This is a genomic window from Amycolatopsis stemonae, assembly GCF_054781455.1.
Genome location: NZ_BAAGUJ010000002.1, coordinates 682,826 through 698,904 on the forward strand (window position 1 = coordinate 682,826; position 16,079 = coordinate 698,904).

The window sequence follows — 16,079 nt, forward strand, 5'->3', positions numbered from 1 at the left end:
TCCTAGCGGGACAAGGGGCGGGGACGCTCACACGTCCAGGAAGCGCACGTCCTTCGCGTTGCGCGTGATGAACGAGCGGCGCGCCTCGACGTCCTCGCCCATCAGGACCGAGAACAGCTCGTCGGCCTGGGCGGCGTCGTCCATCGTGACCCGGCCGAGCAGCCGGTTCGCCGGGTCCATCGTGGTCTCCCACAGCTCTTCGGCGTTCATCTCGCCGAGACCCTTGTAGCGCTGGATCGCGTCGTCCTTCGGCAGCTTCTTGCCGGCCTCCACACCCGCCTGGATGACGGCGTCGCGTTCGCGGTCGGAGTAGGCGTACTCCGGCTCCATCCGCGGCCACTTGATCTTGTACAGCGGCGGCCGCGACAGGAAGACGTGGCCGTGCTCGATCAGCGGGGTCATGAACCGGAACAGCAGCGTGAGCAGCAGCGTCGTGATGTGCTGGCCGTCGACGTCGGCGTCGGCCATCAGCACGATCTTGTGGTAGCGCAGCTTCGCGAGGTCGAACTCGTCGTGGATGCCGGTGCCGAGCGCGGTGATCAGCGACTGGACCTCGGTGTTCTTGAGGACGCGGTCGATCCGGGCCTTCTCGACGTTGATGATCTTGCCGCGGATCGGCAGGATCGCCTGGTACATCGAGTCCCGGCCCTCCTTGGCCGAGCCGCCGGCCGAGTCACCCTCGACGATGTAGAGCTCGCACTCCGCCGGGTTGGTCGAACGGCAGTCCTTGAGCTTGCCCGGCAGGCCGCCGATCTCCAGCGCGCCCTTGCGGCGGACCAGGTCACGCGCCTTGCGGGCGGCCATCCGGGCCTGCGCCGAGGAGATCGACTTGTTGATGATCGTCTTCGCCTCGGTGGGGTTGCGCTCGAACCAGTCGCCCAGCCACTCGTTCGACGTCTGCTGCACGAACGTCTTGGCCTCGCTGTTGCCCAGCTTGGTCTTGGTCTGGCCCTCGAACTGCGGCTCGGCCAGCTTGATCGAGACGATCGCCGCGAGTCCCTCGCGCACGTCGTCACCGGTCAGGTTGGCGTCCTTCTCCTTGAGCAGCTTCTTGTCGCGCGCGTACGCGTTGACGACGCGGGTCAGCGCGGCGCGGAAGCCCTCTTCGTGGGTGCCGCCTTCGTGGGTGTTGATCGTGTTGGCGAACGTGTACACCGACGGCGTGAACCCGGTGTTCCACTGCATCGCGACCTCGACCTCGAGGCCGGTGCCCTTGGCGTCGAAGGAGATCACGCTGGGGTGAATCGGCTCCTTGCTGCCGTTGATGTGCTTGACGAAGTCCTCGAGCCCGCCCGGGTAGCAGTAGGTCTTCTCCTTGACCCGCGCGACCTTGCCCTCGGCGTCCTCTTCGGTCTCCTCGTCGGCGACGCGCTCGTCACGCAGGGACAGCGTCAGCCCCTTGTTGAGGAACGCCATCTCCTGCAGCCGGCGCGAGATGGTCTCGAAGTTGTACGTCGTGGTCTCGAAGATGTCGCCGTCGGCCCAGAACGTGATCGTGGTGCCGGTCGAGTCGGCGGGGCCGAGGTCCTCGAGCGGGCCCGGCACCTGGTCGGTGTACTCCTGCCGCCAGCTGCGGCCGCCGTACTTGACCTCGGCGAGCAGCTTCTTCGACAGCGCGTTCACCACGGAGACGCCGACGCCGTGCAGGCCGCCGGACACCGCGTAGGAGTCGCTGTCGAACTTGCCGCCCGCGTGGAGCACGGTGAGCACGACCTCGAGGGTCGGCTTCTGCTCCTTGGGGTGCATGTCGACCGGGATGCCACGGCCGTCGTCGACGACGCGCACCCCTCCGTCGGCGAGGAGGGTAACCTCGACCTTGGTGGCGTACCCGGCCATCGCCTCGTCGACGGAGTTGTCGACGACCTCCTGGACGAGGTGGTGCAGGCCGCGCTCACCGGTGGAACCGATGTACATGCCGGGGCGCTTGCGGACCGCTTCGAGGCCTTCGAGCACCGTGATCGAAGCCGCGTTGTACTCGCTCTTGTTCTCGGTCACAGGTGTTGTTTCTCCTCGTCTCGCCCGAGCGGACACTCGCTCCTCTCCAGTGTACTTGGCCACGTCCGCTGACATGCGGCAAGGACACCCCTGAACGCGTCACAGACGGACGAAATCGGTCCGAGCCGAGTCTTGACGTAACCCGGGACGTCTGAATGCGTTCTCGGGGCATTCAACCGAGCATCGCGCAACCCGGTTCAGCCGTACGTGTCACGCGGGCCGCGACCCGGCACGTGGCGGGGCCCTTTCCGCCAGCTCGGGGCGGTCGGCCCCTGGATCCGCATCCGCTTGACGACGCCGTTCCCGACGCCCGCGGCGATCTTGTGCAGCAGCTTCCCCTGCAGCAGCCGCAGCTGGGTGGCCCACGCCGTGGAGCTGGCGCGGACGGTCAGCTCGCCGTCCTTGAGGGCGACCGGTTGGGCGTGTTCGGCGACGTCTTCGCCGACCAGCCGCGCCCACTGGGCGAAGACGCGGGCGCTCGTGACGCTCTCGTTCCAGCCGCGGTCGCTGACCAGCAGGGAGACGAGCCGGCCGAGCGGTTGCGGGTCGCGCGGGTCCGCCCCCGGTCCCGACCAGCGCCGACGCCGGGGGTTCTGCCCGCCGCCGGTCGCGGGACGGCGCCGGCCGGGCGACGTGCCGCGTTCCTTCGCCTTGGCTTTCGCGGCTTCGAGCGCGGCATGGGCGAGGTCCCGGCCCGTCGTGGGCCCGTTCGGAGCAGCGCCGTTCTCACTCTGCGTACTCGAAGTGCCGTTCTCGGGTGGGTTAACCCTCGCGTGGGGGGCGTCAAGCCGCTGTTCCGGGGTTTTGGTCACGCCGGGCGATAACGCGGGCACGGGTTTATCCACACTGTCCACAGGTTTGTCCCCAGATCGGTGGGCAACTCCTGTGTCAGCGGTCACACCGGGTGCACGAGTCGAACTTGCCGAGCCCGGTTTGCGCTGTTCAGCCACGCGAAATCTCACCATCCGCCACCACGAACCGGCACCCGGCCAGCTCTTCGGGCACGTCTTCGTCGACCGCGGCGGTCACCAGCACCTGTTCGGCGCTCGCGGCCACCTCGGCCAGCCGGGCCCGGCGCTTGCGGTCCAGCTCGGCGAACACGTCGTCGAGCAGCAGCACCGGCTCACCCGCCTCCGCGCGCAGCAGCTCGTAGCTGCCGAGCCGGAGGGCGAGCGCGAACGACCACGACTCGCCGTGGCTCGCGTACCCCTTGGCCGGCGCCTGGCCCAGGATCAGCTCCAGCTCGTCCCGGTGCGGGCCGACCAGGCTGATCCCGCGCTCCAGCTCCGCCTTCCTGGCCTCGCCGAGCGCCTTCAGTAGGACGTCCTTGAGAACGTCGGGTTGCGCCCGCTCGCCGTCCGGTACGCCGTACGTCTCCGGCAGCGCCGCACCCAGCGAAGACCGGTAGGAGATCTTCGCCGGACGTGAGTCCGGCGCGACCCCCATGTACGCCGAAGCGGCGTACGGCCCGAGGTCGGCGACGAGGTTCAGGCGCGCGGCCAGCAGCTCCGCACCCGCCACCGCGAGGTGGTCGTCCCAGACTTCGAGCGTCGAGAGCGCGTACGGGTCTTCACGCCCGGTACGCCGCTTCCCGGCCGTCTTGAGCAGCGCGTTTCGCTGCTTCAGCACCTTCTCGTAGTCAGCCCGGACCCCCGCGTACCGCGGCGCGCGCAGCACCAGCAGCTCGTCCAGGAACCGGCGTCGCTCGCCCGGGTCACCTCGCACGAGCGACAGGTCCTCCGGCGAGAACAGCACCGTGCGCAGGATCCCGAGCACGTCGCGCGGCCGCCCGACCGCGCCGCGGTTGACGCGGGCGCGGTTCGCGCGGCCGTTGGTGATCTCGAGCTCGACCGTCAGTTCGCGGTCGTCGTTGACCACCGCGACCCGCACCAGCGCGCGCTCGCAGCCGTGCCGGATCAGCGGCGCGTCCGTCGCGACGCGGTGCGAGCCCAGCGTCGCGACGTACCCGATCGCCTCCAGCAGGTTGGTCTTGCCGCGACCGTTCTGGCCGACCAGCACGGTCGGCCCCGGTTCCAGCGCGAGATCGGCCTGCGGCCAGGAGCGGAAGTCGGTGACCTGCAGGTGACGCAGATACACCAGCTGCTCCTTACCCGCCGACCTTCTTCACGGCGTGCCCGCCGAACTGGTTGCGCAGCGCCGCGACCGCGCGCATCGCGGACGAGTGCTCCTGCCGCGAGGCGAACCGCGCGAACAGCGCGGCCGAGATGACCGGCGCCGGCACCGCGTTGTTGATCGCCTCTTCGAGCGTCCACCGGCCTTCGCCCGAGTCCTCGACGTAGCCCTCGAGGTCGTCCAGCTCCGGGTCCTCGTCGAGCGCGCGCACGAGCAGGTCCAGCAGCCACGACCGGACGACCGTGCCGCGCTGCCAGCCCTTGATCACCGCGGGCACGTCCTTGACGACCTTCGCGGCCTCGAGGAGTTCGAAGCCCTCCGCGAACGCCTGCATCATGCCGTACTCGATGCCGTTGTGGATCATCTTCGCGTAGTGGCCCGCGCCGACGTCGCCCGCGTGCGAGAAGCCTTCCTCGCGCGGGCCTTCCGGGCGCAGGGCGTCGAAGATCGGCATCGCCCGCTCGACGTCGGCGGCCGCGCCGCCGACCATCAGGCCGTAGCCGTTGTCCTTGCCCCACACGCCACCGGACACGCCGCAGTCGACGTAGCCGATGTTCTTCGCGGCGAGCAGGTCGGCGTTCAGCTTGTCGTCGGTGTACTTCGAGTTGCCGCCGTCGATCACCATGTCGCCGTCGGAAAGCAGGTTCCCGAGCTCGGTGACGGTCTGCCGGGTCGGCTCGCCGGCCGGGACCATGATCCAGACGATCCGCGGGCCGTCCAGTTTGGACACCAGGTCTTCGAGCGACGTCGTGTCGGTGACGTCCGGGTTGCGGTCGTAGCCGACCACCTCGTGACCGGCCGCGCGCAGCCGCTCACGCATGTTGAAGCCCATCTTGCCCAGGCCGATGAGACCGAGCTGAACCATGAGATCCCCTTACGTACTAACGGAAAGCGGGTCAGCCCGGCAGGCGGACCGGCATCAGGAGGTAGAGGTAGCCGGGGACGACGTTGCCCTCGGGGTCGGCGGGCTTGATCAGCGCGGGCCGGTTCGGCGTGGTGAAGGTCAGCTCCGCCCGGTCGCTGTGGAGCGCGCCGAGACCGTCGACGAGGTAACCCGGGTTGAACGCGATGGTCACCGGCTCACCTTCGTACTCGACCTGGAGCTCTTCTTCGGCGCTTCCCTCGTCGTCGCCGCCCGCGGACAACCGCAGCGTGTTGTCCCCGAACTCCAGTCGTACCTGAGTCCCCCGCTCCGCCACCAGCGAAACGCGCTTGATGCTCTCGGTGAGAGCGGACACGTCGATGACCGCGCGTGAGGTGTGCGACGCGGGCAGCAACTGGCGGTACGGCGGGAACTCCGCGTCGAGCAGGCGGGTCGTCGTGTAGCGGCCGGACCCGGACAGGCCGAGCAGGCCCTCTCCGCTGGCGAGCGCGAGCCGGATCGTGGCGCCGCTCGCGCCGAGCGTCTTGGCCGCTTCGGCGAGGGTGCGCGCCGGGACGAGCACCGCGGCGTCGGCCAGGCCCTCGGCCGGCTGCCAGGTGAACTCGCGCATGGCGAGCCGGAACCGGTCGGTCGCGACGAGGGTCAGCGAGCTGCCGGAGATCTCCAGCCGCATGCCGGTGAGCATCGGGAGCGTGTCGTCCTTGCCCGCGGCGACGACGACCTGGGTGACGGCCTGGCCGAACGCGTCGCCGGCGAGCTCGCCCGCGAAGGCGGGCTGGGACGGCAGCTGCGGGTAGTCCTCGACCGGCATGGTCGGCAGGGAGAACCGCGCGCTGCCGCACGTGATGGTGGCGCGCGCGCCGTCGACCGAGATCTCGACCGGCTGCGCGGGCAGCGCCTTGGTGATGTCGGCGAGCAGGCGCCCGGACACCAGGAGGCGGCCGCCGTCGGCGATCGTCGCCGGGACGCCGACCGTGGCGGAGACTTCGTAGTCGAAGCCCGAGACGGTCAGCGCGTCGGTTTCGCCGTCGGAACCGGCGTCGAGGAGGACACCGCCCAGAACCGGCACCGGAGGCCGGGAGGGGAGGCTTCTGGCCACCCACGCGACGGCGTCGGCGAGCCCGTCACGCTCGACGCGGATCTTCATGCGCGCATCCTTTCGACGACCGAACCGCTGTCGGCTCGGGCCAGGCCTCGTTCTCGCGGGACAGTGACCGGCTGCCCCCTCCGGCCGGTCCGCCCTCCGCCTTGAGCGGCCGGAGCGCGGACCAGGTGCAGGCGTCCACGTTAGGCCGTCGCGGGCCCCGCCGTCACCTCGGCCTCCCCTTCGGTTTGTCGACATGCCGACACGTTCTCGCGGCCATCCCCAACTTCGTCCATCGCCTGTTTTTGTTTTGTTCTCTCTTAGAAGAGATCTAAAGGCAGTAGCAGTAGTAAGCGGTGTGGATTGTGTGGATTGAGCTCGTTCCCGCAGGTCGGCGTGCTCGCGGGCGTGTGGAGAACCGTGGTGGCGGACCTGTGGGCAAACCGGGCCGTCCGTGGATGGTTTCGGGCATCCCCGGATTCGTCCACAGCCGGGGCCGGTTGTCCCCACGGTTGTCCCCAGGTGTGGGGCGATCTGTACCCAGGCTCTGGGGGTGCGCGGAGCGGTCCGAATCGCCCTTCCGAGTGACCGGCACCCGCTGTGCACACAATGTGGGCAACCTGTGGAATCCGCGTGGACAAGGGTGTGGATGGCCTGTGGAATCCCTGTGGGCGACATGTGGACGGATCCGGCGTCGTGCCTGATGGGAGATCCGTTGGCGCTGTGGGCAATCCGCCCACACCATGGGGAAACTTGCTTGTGTATCAATGGTTTTGGTGTTCCGTGTGCCGGACACTCCAAAAACGACTTCGGGGCGTCCACTGTGTGTGGACGCCCCGAAGTCGTTGGGAGGTAAGGGATGTGCTACTGGCGGGCGCGCTGCTTGATGCGCGACGTCAGCTCCTGCACCTGGTCGTAGATGCGCCGGCGCTCGGCCATCTCCTTGCGGATCTTCTTGTCCGCGTGCATGACGGTCGTGTGGTCGCGGCCGCCGAACGTCTGCCCGATCTTCGGCAGCGACATGTCGGTCAGCTCGCGGCAGAGGTACATCGCGATCTGGCGGGCGGTGGCGAGCGCCTTCGTCTTGCCGGGGCCGCACAGGTCGTCGAGCGTCACGTCGAAGAACTCGGCCGTGACGCCCATGATGGTCGGCGCGGTGATCTCCGGCGCGTGCGAGTCCGGGATCAGGTCCCGCAGGACGATCTCCGCGAGCCCGACGTCGACCGGCTGCTGGTTCAGCGACGCGAACGCCGTGACGCGGATGAGCGCGCCTTCGAGCTCCCGGATGTTCGCCTCGACGCGCGAAGCGATGAACTCCAGGACCTCACCGGGCACCGCGAGCCGGTCCTGCGCGGCCTTCTTCCGGAGGATCGCGATGCGCGTCTCCAGTTCGGGCGGCTGGATGTCGGTGATGAGGCCCCACTCGAACCGCGTCCGCAGCCGGTCTTCCAGCGTCTCGAGGCGCTTCGGCGGGCGGTCGGAGCTGACGACGATCTGCTTGTTCGCGTTGTGGAGGGTGTTGAAGGTGTGGAAGAACTCTTCCTGCGTACCCTCTTTGCCTTCCAGGAACTGGATGTCGTCGACGAGCAGGATGTCGATGTCGCGGTAGCGCCGCTGGAACGCGACCTTGCGGTCGTCGCGCAGCGAGTTGATGAAGTCGTTCGTGAACTCTTCGGTCGAGACGTACCGGACGCGCATGCCGGGGAAGAGCCGCTGCGCGTAGTGGCCGACCGCGTGCAGCAGGTGCGTCTTGCCGAGCCCGGACTCGCCCCAGATGAAGAGGGGGTTGTACGCGCGGGCCGGCGCTTCGGCGACGGCGACCGCGGCCGCGTGCGCGAAGCGGTTGGACGCGCCGATGACGAAGGTGTCGAAGGTGTACTTCTCGTTCAGCTTCGTCTTCGACGTCTGCGGCTGCGCCGGCGCGGTGTAGGGCTGCCCGGCGATCGGCTGCCCCGAGAACGTCGGCCAGATCTCGTGGACGGCGGCGAGCGCCTCGCCTTCTTCGTCCACTTCTTCGTCGGTGTCGTCGCCGTCGTCCGCCTTCGCCGCGACGGAGGGGTGCGGCGGCATCGGCGGCGCGGGCTCGGGACGCGGGGGCGGCATCATCGGCGCGCCGTTGCCGGGCAGCGGCGGGGCGGGCTCGGGGCCCGCGCCGTTTTCCACCCGGCCGGGTGACGGGACGTAGCGCGCGGCGGGCGCCGGCGCGACGGCCTCGGCGCTGTCGACCTTCACCGCGAGCGAGATGGCGCGGCCGAGCCGCCGGGAAAGCGCGTCGGTGATCGCGCCCCGCAGGCCGCGTTCGATCGCTTCCTTCGCGAAGTCACTGGGGGCCGCCAGGAGGGCGGTGCCGTCGAGCAGGCCGATCGGGCGGGTCACGCGCATCCAGGCGCGCTGCTGGGGGGACAGGGTCCCGTCGGACAGTTCGCGTACCACCTGTTCCCAGATGACACCCAGATTGTGCTGGTGCTCCGACACCTGTCTGGCTCCCCTCCCCTCGTCGGCGTGGACGGCCGAACGCCCCTGGTCACACGGTCCGGCGCCGATCCGCGGACCCGCGTGCGCACCGGCACAGCGAATATCCACATAGTTGTCCACAGCTGTGCACTAATGTACGGCGACCCGCGGCGACGCCACCTGCGGGCTCGTCGTACGCCGGTGGGCACTCCACCACCCGGATACTCGTGCACCTCGACCGGTGACCCGAGAGAGGCACGCTAACAAGCCCCGCCCGCTGCCACAAGGCATCCTGGGTCGCAAGCATTTCACGGTGTACGGCGTGTTGCCATTCGGTGCCCCGGCGTCGATGATCTCGGCCCCGGCGGCCGGTCGCGGACCGTGGCCGAGGGGGTGCTTACCGGGCGCCGGACGGGGGTGCGTACCCTCGTAAGGTCTCCCGTATGCGACGGGTGCTATTCGCGTGCCCACGTTGTCGTCGCTCGTCGTGACGAGGCCACACGTTGGTAGGAGACACCAGAGACTGCCGTGCGCCCGCACGACACGCCAGGCGGGGGAAGAGATTCCACCGCCCGACGCGAGACACAGGAGAAGCAGTGAGCAAGGGTAAGCGCACCTTCCAGCCGAACAACCGCCGCCGCGCGAAGACGCACGGTTTCCGCCTGCGCATGCGGACGCGTGCCGGCCGGGCCATCCTGGCGGGCCGCCGTCGCAAGGGCCGCGCCGCGCTGTCCGCCTGATCCGGCACGTCGGGGCGCGCCGTGCTGCCGGCTGCCGCACGTCTGCGGCGGAGTGAGGATTTCCGCGTGGTTCTCCGTCGCGGGTCCAGGGCAGGCAGGCGCCACCTCGTCGTCCACGCGCTGACCACGGACCCGTCCGGGGCCGCCGATCCACCATCGGCGGCCAGGGCGGGTTTTGTGGTGAGCAAGGCCGTCGGCAACTCGGTGGTCCGCCACCGCGTCACCCGCCGGCTGCGTCACCTCGTTTCGGCCCGGCTCGGAACCCTGCCGCCGGGCAGTGCGTTGGTAGTGAGGGCATTGCCGCCGTCCGCGACCGCGTCCAGCGCCGAGCTCGGAGCCGATCTCGACGCCTCGTTGCGTCGGCTGGGTCTTTCACCGTCGCGCCGTCCGGCCGGGGATGCCCCCCGCCCGGCGCGTCCCGCCGACGCGGCCCCCGACCACGGATCAGCGGTGTGACCGGCATGCGAGCCACCCCCGAGCACGACCACTCCGAACACGACGTCGAGCCCGCGCCCCCGCGGCCGGGCCCCGTCGCCTGGGTCCTGCTGCTCCCCATCAAGCTCTACCGCAAGGCGATCTCGCCCTTCCTCCCGCCGGCTTGCCGGTTCTACCCGAGCTGCAGCGCGTACGCAGTCGAAGCCCTCACCCGGCACGGTGCCGGCCGCGGCTCCTACCTCGCGCTGCGCCGGCTGTTGCGCTGCGGCCCGTGGACACCGCCCGGCCGTGACCCCGTGCCCGAGGAGTTCTCGTGGCGCCACCGACGACCTGAAACACCGATCGAGGAGTAGCAGCAGTGCTCGATTTCATCTACTACCCCGTGTCCTTCATCCTCTGGTGTTGGCACAAGGTCTTCGGGTTCGTCTTCGGCGAGGCCACGGCCGTCTCCTGGATCCTCGGCATCATCTTCCTGACGTTCACCGTCCGCGGCATCATGTTCAAGCCGTTCGTGAACCAGGTCCGGTCGATGAAGAAGATGCAGGACTTCGCGCCGGAGATGAAGAAGCTCCAGAAGAAGTACGCGAACGACCGGCAGCGCCAGGCGCAGGAGATGCAGAAGCTCCAGCGCGAACACGGCGTGAACCCGCTCGGCAGCTGCCTTCCGATGCTGCTTCAGATCCCGGTGTTCATCGGCCTGAACCACGTCCTCCGCGCGTTCACCATGCCGCCGCCCGGTGGCGGGCCGAAGACCGAGAACTACTTCTTCAACCAGCACGACGTCCACTCGTACGTCAGCGCGAAGCTCTTCGGCGTCAACCTCGGTGAGGCCGTCTACAACGGCGTCGGCGTGGTCAGCGGCGGCGCGACCAACGTCGGCTTCCACTGGAGCGTCCTCCCGGTCGCGCTGCCCCTCATGATCGTCGCGTCGATCGCCACACACCTCACCGCTCGGCACTCGGTGGCCCGGCAGAACGCCGCGTCGGCCACCCCGCAGACCGCGATCATGAACAAGCTGACGATGTACGTCTTCCCCCTCGGTGTGCTCGTCTTCGGTGCCCTGTTCCCGCTCGGCCTCCTCTTCTACTGGCTGGCGAACAACGGCTGGACCCTGATGCAGCAGCGCCTCGTCTACACGAAGATCGACAAGGAAGAGGCGGCCCGCAAGGCGGAGGCCGCGGAGAAGCGCGCGTCGCTCGGTCCGAAGCCGGGGCAGAAGCCGACCGCGCCGAAGGTCGGCCAGAAGCCGGTCCAGCAGAAGAAGAACCAGCCCGCGCAGAGCGGCGCGCAGAAGAAGGTCACCAAGGCGGGCTCGGCCCACGGCTTCGCCCAGACGGCTTCTGAGAGCGATTCCCCGAAGGCGGACACGACGCCGGCCGACACGAACGGCCAGAACGGCTCGAAGGACAACGGCACGGGCGTGCCGGGCCTTCTCAAAGACTCGACCAGGAAGTCGGGCCGGAAGCGCCGCTGAGGCGCGACCGGTTCGGAGAGGAGACGAATGATGTCGGAGACGATCGACACGATCGACGCCGATAAGGACGACGTGACCGCGGAGCCGGCCGCCGACGAGGCGGGCGAGGCCGGTGAGCAGAAGGCCGGAGGTGGCGACGACATCCTCGTGCAGGAGGGTGACATCGCGGGCGACTACCTCGAGCGCCTGCTGGACCTGCTCGACTACGACGGTGACATCGACCTGGACGTCGAAGCCGGCCGCGCGATCGTGAGCATCGACGGCGGCGAGGACCTCGAGAAGCTCGTCGGCCCCCGCGGCACGGTGCTCGAGGCGCTGCAGGAGCTGACCCGCCTGGCGGTCCAGCAGGAGACGGGTTCGCGGAGCCGCCTGATGCTGGACATCGCGGGCTGGCGCGCGGACCGCCGCGAGGAGCTGCGCGAGCTCGGCCGCTCGACGGCGGAGTCGGTCCTGCAGAGCGGCGAGCGCGTCCGCCTGCAGCCGATGAGCCCGTTCGAGCGCAAGGTGGTCCACGACGCGGTGGCGACGGTCGCCGGCGTCACGAGCGAGAGCGAGGGCGAGGACCCGAAGCGCCGCGTGGTGATCTTCCCGGAGTCCTAAACCCGGTTCGGCGAGCGGCCCCACTTGACTCGGTCAGGTGGGGCCGCTTTCTTGTGTGCAGGCGATCCCGAGCCGAGCTCGGCGATCGTGTGCCGGTCGTGCCTCCGCGCCATCGGGTGCGTGCGTTTGTACGCCCGTGCCTTCCGTGGACGGGGCGATGCCCGCCCAATCACGCGTGATGTTCTCCGATCGCAGGGGACGCCCCTCCGCGCGCGCCCGACGCTTGGACGCGTCTGTTCGGGACGCGCGCGCGATGGTGGCGACCGGGCCGACGGCTCCGCTCTTGGTCTGCGAATGGGCAACGGGACGCCGGGTTCGGTCGAATTACAGGCGTGATGTTTCACGTGGAACTGAGCCGCCCGACGCCGCGCGACGGGGCCGTGTTTCACGTGGAACGGCCGCCGGGTGAGTGGAGTTGTCCACATCTGCGGTCTGTCGGCTCGTTTTCGTCTCGACTTCAGGGACAATCGAGCGGGCGCCGTTTCACGTGAAACGCGCGGATGAGGAGTAGACGGAGTGAGCTTGGAGCGAGCCGCGGAGTCGGTGCGGGCCGCGGCGGGGCGGGTGTTCGGTGAGCGCGTGGACCAAGCCGCCGGGTATGTCGAACTCCTCGAGCGTCACGGGGTCGAGCGTGGGCTGATCGGGCCGCGGGAGGTCGAGCGGCTGTGGGAGCGGCACGTTCTCAACTCGGCCGTCATCGGCGAGCAGATGCCCGAAGGCGCGAAAGTCGTCGACGTCGGGTCGGGCGCGGGGCTTCCGGGTGTACCGCTCGCGATCGCGCGACCGGACCTCAGTATCGTCTTGCTTGAACCGATGGCTCGCCGGGTGGACTGGCTGGCCGAGGTGGCCGAGAAGCTGGAACTCCCCATCACCATCGTCCGTGGACGCGCGGAGGAGCGGCCTGTGCGTGAGCAGCTCGGTGGCGCGGACATCGTCACCGCTCGCGCGGTCGCCCCGCTCGCCCGGCTCGCGGACTGGTGCCTGCCGCTCGTTCGTCCCGATGGTTTCCTGGTCGCTCTGAAGGGCGCCAGCGCGGCGGACGAGATCGAGCGGGACGGTGCCGCCATCCGGAAGGCCGGCGGGGCCGATCCTCTGATCGTCGAATGCGGTGCCGCAGTACTAGAGGTCCCCAGCACGGTCGTGAAGATCCGTCGCCTGCCGGCGGCAGCCAAGCCGAAGGCGCGGAGCAGGAAGCGTTAACGGGCCGCGATGTTCCACGTGAAACGACGCGACTCGACCACTGACCAGACGTCTACATGGAGGAGGTGTCGAGACCGGTGAATCCCCCGCCGTCCGACTCCACGGAGACCACCCCCGACGTGGGCTGGACCCCGATCGCCGAAGAAGCCGCCCGCGCCGCTCGCCTGCTGCACCCGAAGGAGGGGGAACTCCCCCGCCCCGGCCGTCGCCGCGTGCTGACCGTCGCCAACCAGAAGGGCGGCGTCGGCAAGACCACCAGCACGGTCAACCTCGCCGCCGCGCTCGCCGTCCACGGGCTCAAGACGCTCGTCGTCGACCTCGACCCGCAGGGCAACGCGAGCACCGCGCTCGACGTCGACCACCGGTCCGGGACCCCCTCGATCTACGAGGTGCTCATCGGCGAGGTGACGCTCGCGGACGCGGCGCAGCCGACCGAGCAGTCCCCGAACCTCTTCTGCGTGCCCGCGACGATCGACCTCGCCGGCGCCGAGATCGAGCTCGTTTCGATGGCGTCCCGCGAGTCGCGGCTCAAGGAGGCCATCTCCTCGGAGATCCTCAACGAGATCGGCGTCGACTACGTCTTCATCGACTGCCCGCCGTCGCTCGGCCTCCTCACCGTCAACGCGATGGTCGCCGCGCAGGAGGTGCTCATCCCGATCCAGTGCGAGTACTACGCGCTCGAGGGACTCGGGCAGCTGCTGAGCAACATCGAGCTCGTGCAGCAGCACCTCAACCGCGAGCTCCGCGTCTCGACGATCCTCCTCACCATGTACGACGGCCGGACCAAGCTGGCGGACCAGGTGACGAACGAGGTCCGGAACCACTTCGGCGACACCGTCCTGAAGACCGTCATCCCGCGCAGTGTGAAGGTGTCCGAGGCACCCGGGTACGGCCAGACCGTGCTCGCCTACGACCCCGGCTCGCGCGGCGCGATGAGCTACGTGGACGCGGCCAAGGAGATCGCCGAGCGCGGCGCACAGATGGAGAGGGGCAGTTCGACATGACCGAGCGCAGAGGAGGACTGGGGCGCGGCCTCGCCGCCCTGATCCCGACCGGGCCGGCGACCGGCGGTCCCCTGCCCGCGCCCGGTGAGGCCTCGGCGGCGGAGAAGAAGGCGGCCGAAGAGAAGGGCTGGTTCGCGGCGAACGGCGCGGCCGGCCAGCGTCCCGAGGCCAGCGGCGAGGTCGCCGGCGCGGTCTACCGCGAGATCCCGGTCAGCTCCATCAAGCCCAATCCGAAGCAGCCGCGGCAGGTTTTCGACGAGGACGCGCTCGCCGAACTCGAGCACTCGATCCGCGAGTTCGGGCTCATGCAGCCCATCGTCGTCCGCGAGCTCGGGAACGACGAGTACGAACTCGTCATGGGCGAGCGCCGCCTGCGGGCGTCGCAGCAGGCGGAGCTCGAGGCGATCCCGGCGATCGTCCGGCAGACCGCCGACGAGTCGATGCTGCGCGACGCGCTCCTGGAGAACATCCACCGCGTCCAGCTGAACCCGCTCGAAGAGGCGGCGGCGTACCAGCAGCTGCTCGACGAATTCGCGGTCACGCACGAGGAGCTGGCGAGCCGGATCGGCCGCAGCCGCCCGGTCATCACCAACACGATCCGGCTCCTCAAGCTCCCCCTGCCGGTGCAGCGCCGGGTGGCCGCGGGCGTCCTGTCCGCCGGCCACGCCCGCGCGCTGCTCTCGCTGGAGGACGCCGACAGCCAGGAAGAGCTCGCCGCCCGCATCATCGCGGAAGGCATGTCGGTCCGGGCGACCGAGGAAGCCGTCACCCTCAAGAAGAGCGAGAAGCCGGCCAAACCGAAGCCCGCGCCGCGCAAGCCGATCCAGGCGCCGGGGTTGCAGGACCTCGCGAACCGGCTTTCGGACCGGTTCGACACCCGGGTGAAGGTCGACCTAGGCCGCCGCAAGGGCCGGATCGTGTTCGAGTTCGGCTCGGTGGACGACCTCGAGCGGATCGTCGCGATGATCGACGAAAACGGGACGAATCAGACACCGAAAACCGATTAGGGATCACCCCGGGGTGTTTCGTCACGGTGATGATTGCTCGACGCAGTCGCGGTGACCACAACTGGTGATCACGCGAAAAGGCCGCCACGGAAGTTCCGAGGCGGCCTTTCGTGCATCCGGGGTCAGCGAGAGATCGCGCGTCCGATCAGTTCGGCGAACACCGTGCCGAGCGACTTGCCCGCGGCCTCGATCGCCATGGGGACCGTCGACGTCTCGGTCAGGCCCGGCGACGGGTTCACTTCGAGGAAGTACACCGTGCCGTCCGCCGCGACGACCGCGTCGGTGCGGGAGATGTCGCGCAGCCCGAGCACGCGGTGCACGGCGACGGCCAGCTCGGCCACCGCCTTGGCGCCGGCGTCGTCGAGACGGGCCGGGGTGAAGAAGTCCGTCAGGCCGGCCGTGTAGCGGGCCGTGTAGTCGTACACGCCGCTCTCCGGGACGATCTCGACCGCGGGCAGGGCCTCGGGACCGTCCTCGCCCTCGATGACCGTCACGGCCACCTCGACGCCGTCCACGAACCGCTCGGCGAGCACCGTGTCGCCGTATGCGAAGCAACCGACCATCGCCGCCGGGAGCTCTGCGGCCTCGCGGACCACCTGGGTGCCGAGCGCCGAGCCACCCTGGTCGGGCTTGAGGATCAGCGGCAGGCCGAGGCGCTCCACCATCGCGTCGAGCACCGCCTGGGCACCCAGCTCGCGGAACGTGCTGTGCGGCAGCACGACCCAGCCCGGCGTCACGAAACCGGCCTTCTGCAGCAGCGCCTTCGCCGTCGGCTTGTCCCACGCGCGGCGGCAGCCCTGGGAGCCGGTGCCGACGAACGGCACGTCCAGCATCTCCAGGACCGTCTGCACCGAGCCGTTCTCGCCCTCGCCGCCGTGCAGCGCGACGACCACCGCGTCCGGCCGTTGCGTGCGCAGGCGCTCCAGCAGCCCGGCGTCGGTGTCCCACTCCTCGATGCCGAGGCCCTCGGACTTGAGCGCCGCGGACAGCCGCCGCCCGGACCTCAGCGAGACGTCGCGCTCGTGCGAAAGCCCGCCGGCGAGCACGGCAACGGTACGGTCGACCACCGT

The 16,079-nt window shown here is 69.6% G+C and carries 15 protein-coding genes; 8 read left to right on the forward strand and 7 right to left on the reverse strand.

Features of this window, described 5'->3' with window-relative positions; genetic code table 11:
• Window positions 1-27: 27 nt before the first annotated feature.
• The 6 genes from gyrB to dnaA all read right to left on the reverse strand — a co-directional run bounded on the left by gyrB (window position 28) and on the right by dnaA (window position 8,570).
• A complete protein-coding gene (gene gyrB, locus ACYVLJ_RS09505; RefSeq protein WP_451970807.1) occupies window positions 28-1,995 on the reverse strand; it encodes a DNA topoisomerase (ATP-hydrolyzing) subunit B in 1,968 nt (655 codons plus the stop codon).
• A gap of 197 nt (window positions 1,996-2,192) precedes the next feature.
• Entirely contained in the window at window positions 2,193-2,807 is a 615-nt protein-coding gene (locus ACYVLJ_RS09510) for a DciA family protein (RefSeq protein WP_460438362.1), read from the reverse strand.
• Between the two features lie 130 nt (window positions 2,808-2,937).
• A complete protein-coding gene (recF, locus tag ACYVLJ_RS09515) occupies window positions 2,938-4,092 on the reverse strand; it encodes a DNA replication/repair protein RecF (RefSeq protein WP_460438363.1) in 1,155 nt (384 codons plus the stop codon).
• A gap of 10 nt (window positions 4,093-4,102) precedes the next feature.
• The gene (gene gnd / locus ACYVLJ_RS09520; RefSeq protein ID WP_451970799.1) at window positions 4,103-4,993 is read right to left on the reverse strand and encodes a phosphogluconate dehydrogenase (NAD(+)-dependent, decarboxylating); all 891 of its coding nucleotides are present in this window, start codon (window positions 4,991-4,993) and stop codon (window positions 4,103-4,105) included.
• Between the two features lie 31 nt (window positions 4,994-5,024).
• Window positions 5,025-6,158 (reverse strand): DNA polymerase III subunit beta, encoded by a 1,134-nt coding sequence (dnaN, locus tag ACYVLJ_RS09525; RefSeq protein ID WP_451970796.1) that lies wholly within the window; start codon window positions 6,156-6,158, stop codon window positions 5,025-5,027.
• An 801-nt stretch (window positions 6,159-6,959) separates the two neighbouring features.
• The gene (gene dnaA, locus ACYVLJ_RS09530; protein WP_451970794.1) at window positions 6,960-8,570 is read right to left on the reverse strand and encodes a chromosomal replication initiator protein DnaA; all 1,611 of its coding nucleotides are present in this window, start codon (window positions 8,568-8,570) and stop codon (window positions 6,960-6,962) included.
• A 575-nt stretch (window positions 8,571-9,145) separates the two neighbouring features.
• Here dnaA and rpmH point away from each other — a divergent pair.
• The 8 genes from rpmH to ACYVLJ_RS09570 all read left to right on the forward strand — a co-directional run bounded on the left by rpmH (window position 9,146) and on the right by ACYVLJ_RS09570 (window position 15,009).
• Window positions 9,146-9,289, forward strand: coding sequence for a 50S ribosomal protein L34 (rpmH, locus tag ACYVLJ_RS09535; protein WP_003082934.1), 144 nt, complete (start codon window positions 9,146-9,148; stop codon window positions 9,287-9,289).
• Between the two features lie 21 nt (window positions 9,290-9,310).
• Window positions 9,311-9,745, forward strand: coding sequence for a ribonuclease P protein component (gene rnpA / locus ACYVLJ_RS09540; RefSeq protein ID WP_451970791.1), 435 nt, complete (start codon window positions 9,311-9,313; stop codon window positions 9,743-9,745).
• A gap of 5 nt (window positions 9,746-9,750) precedes the next feature.
• The gene (yidD, locus tag ACYVLJ_RS09545; protein ID WP_451970789.1) at window positions 9,751-10,077 is read left to right on the forward strand and encodes a membrane protein insertion efficiency factor YidD; all 327 of its coding nucleotides are present in this window, start codon (window positions 9,751-9,753) and stop codon (window positions 10,075-10,077) included.
• 5 nt (window positions 10,078-10,082) lie between these two features.
• Window positions 10,083-11,198 carry a membrane protein insertase YidC gene (gene yidC / locus ACYVLJ_RS09550; RefSeq protein WP_460438364.1) on the forward strand — a complete coding sequence of 372 codons (1,116 nt, stop codon included), beginning with the start codon at window positions 10,083-10,085 and terminating at the stop codon, window positions 11,196-11,198.
• Window positions 11,199-11,228: 30 nt separating this feature from the next.
• On the forward strand, window positions 11,229-11,798 hold the full coding sequence (locus tag ACYVLJ_RS09555) for a Jag family protein (protein WP_460438365.1): 570 nt from the start codon (window positions 11,229-11,231) through the stop codon (window positions 11,796-11,798).
• Window positions 11,799-12,314: 516 nt separating this feature from the next.
• Window positions 12,315-12,998 carry a 16S rRNA (guanine(527)-N(7))-methyltransferase RsmG gene (rsmG, locus tag ACYVLJ_RS09560; RefSeq protein WP_460438366.1) on the forward strand — a complete coding sequence of 228 codons (684 nt, stop codon included), beginning with the start codon at window positions 12,315-12,317 and terminating at the stop codon, window positions 12,996-12,998.
• A gap of 77 nt (window positions 12,999-13,075) precedes the next feature.
• Window positions 13,076-14,002 carry a ParA family protein gene (locus tag ACYVLJ_RS09565; protein WP_451970779.1) on the forward strand — a complete coding sequence of 309 codons (927 nt, stop codon included), beginning with the start codon at window positions 13,076-13,078 and terminating at the stop codon, window positions 14,000-14,002.
• Window positions 13,999-15,009 (forward strand): ParB/RepB/Spo0J family partition protein, encoded by a 1,011-nt coding sequence (locus tag ACYVLJ_RS09570; protein WP_460438367.1) that lies wholly within the window; start codon window positions 13,999-14,001, stop codon window positions 15,007-15,009. Before ACYVLJ_RS09565 ends, ACYVLJ_RS09570 begins: the two co-directional genes overlap by 4 nt.
• Window positions 15,010-15,131: 122 nt before the next feature.
• On the opposite strand, the gene ACYVLJ_RS09575 is transcribed toward ACYVLJ_RS09570, so the two are convergent.
• Window positions 15,132-16,076: a D-alanine--D-alanine ligase family protein gene (locus ACYVLJ_RS09575; protein ID WP_451970773.1), complete on the reverse strand. Its 945-nt coding sequence runs from the start codon at window positions 16,074-16,076 to the stop codon at window positions 15,132-15,134.
• Window positions 16,077-16,079: the final 3 nt, after the last annotated feature.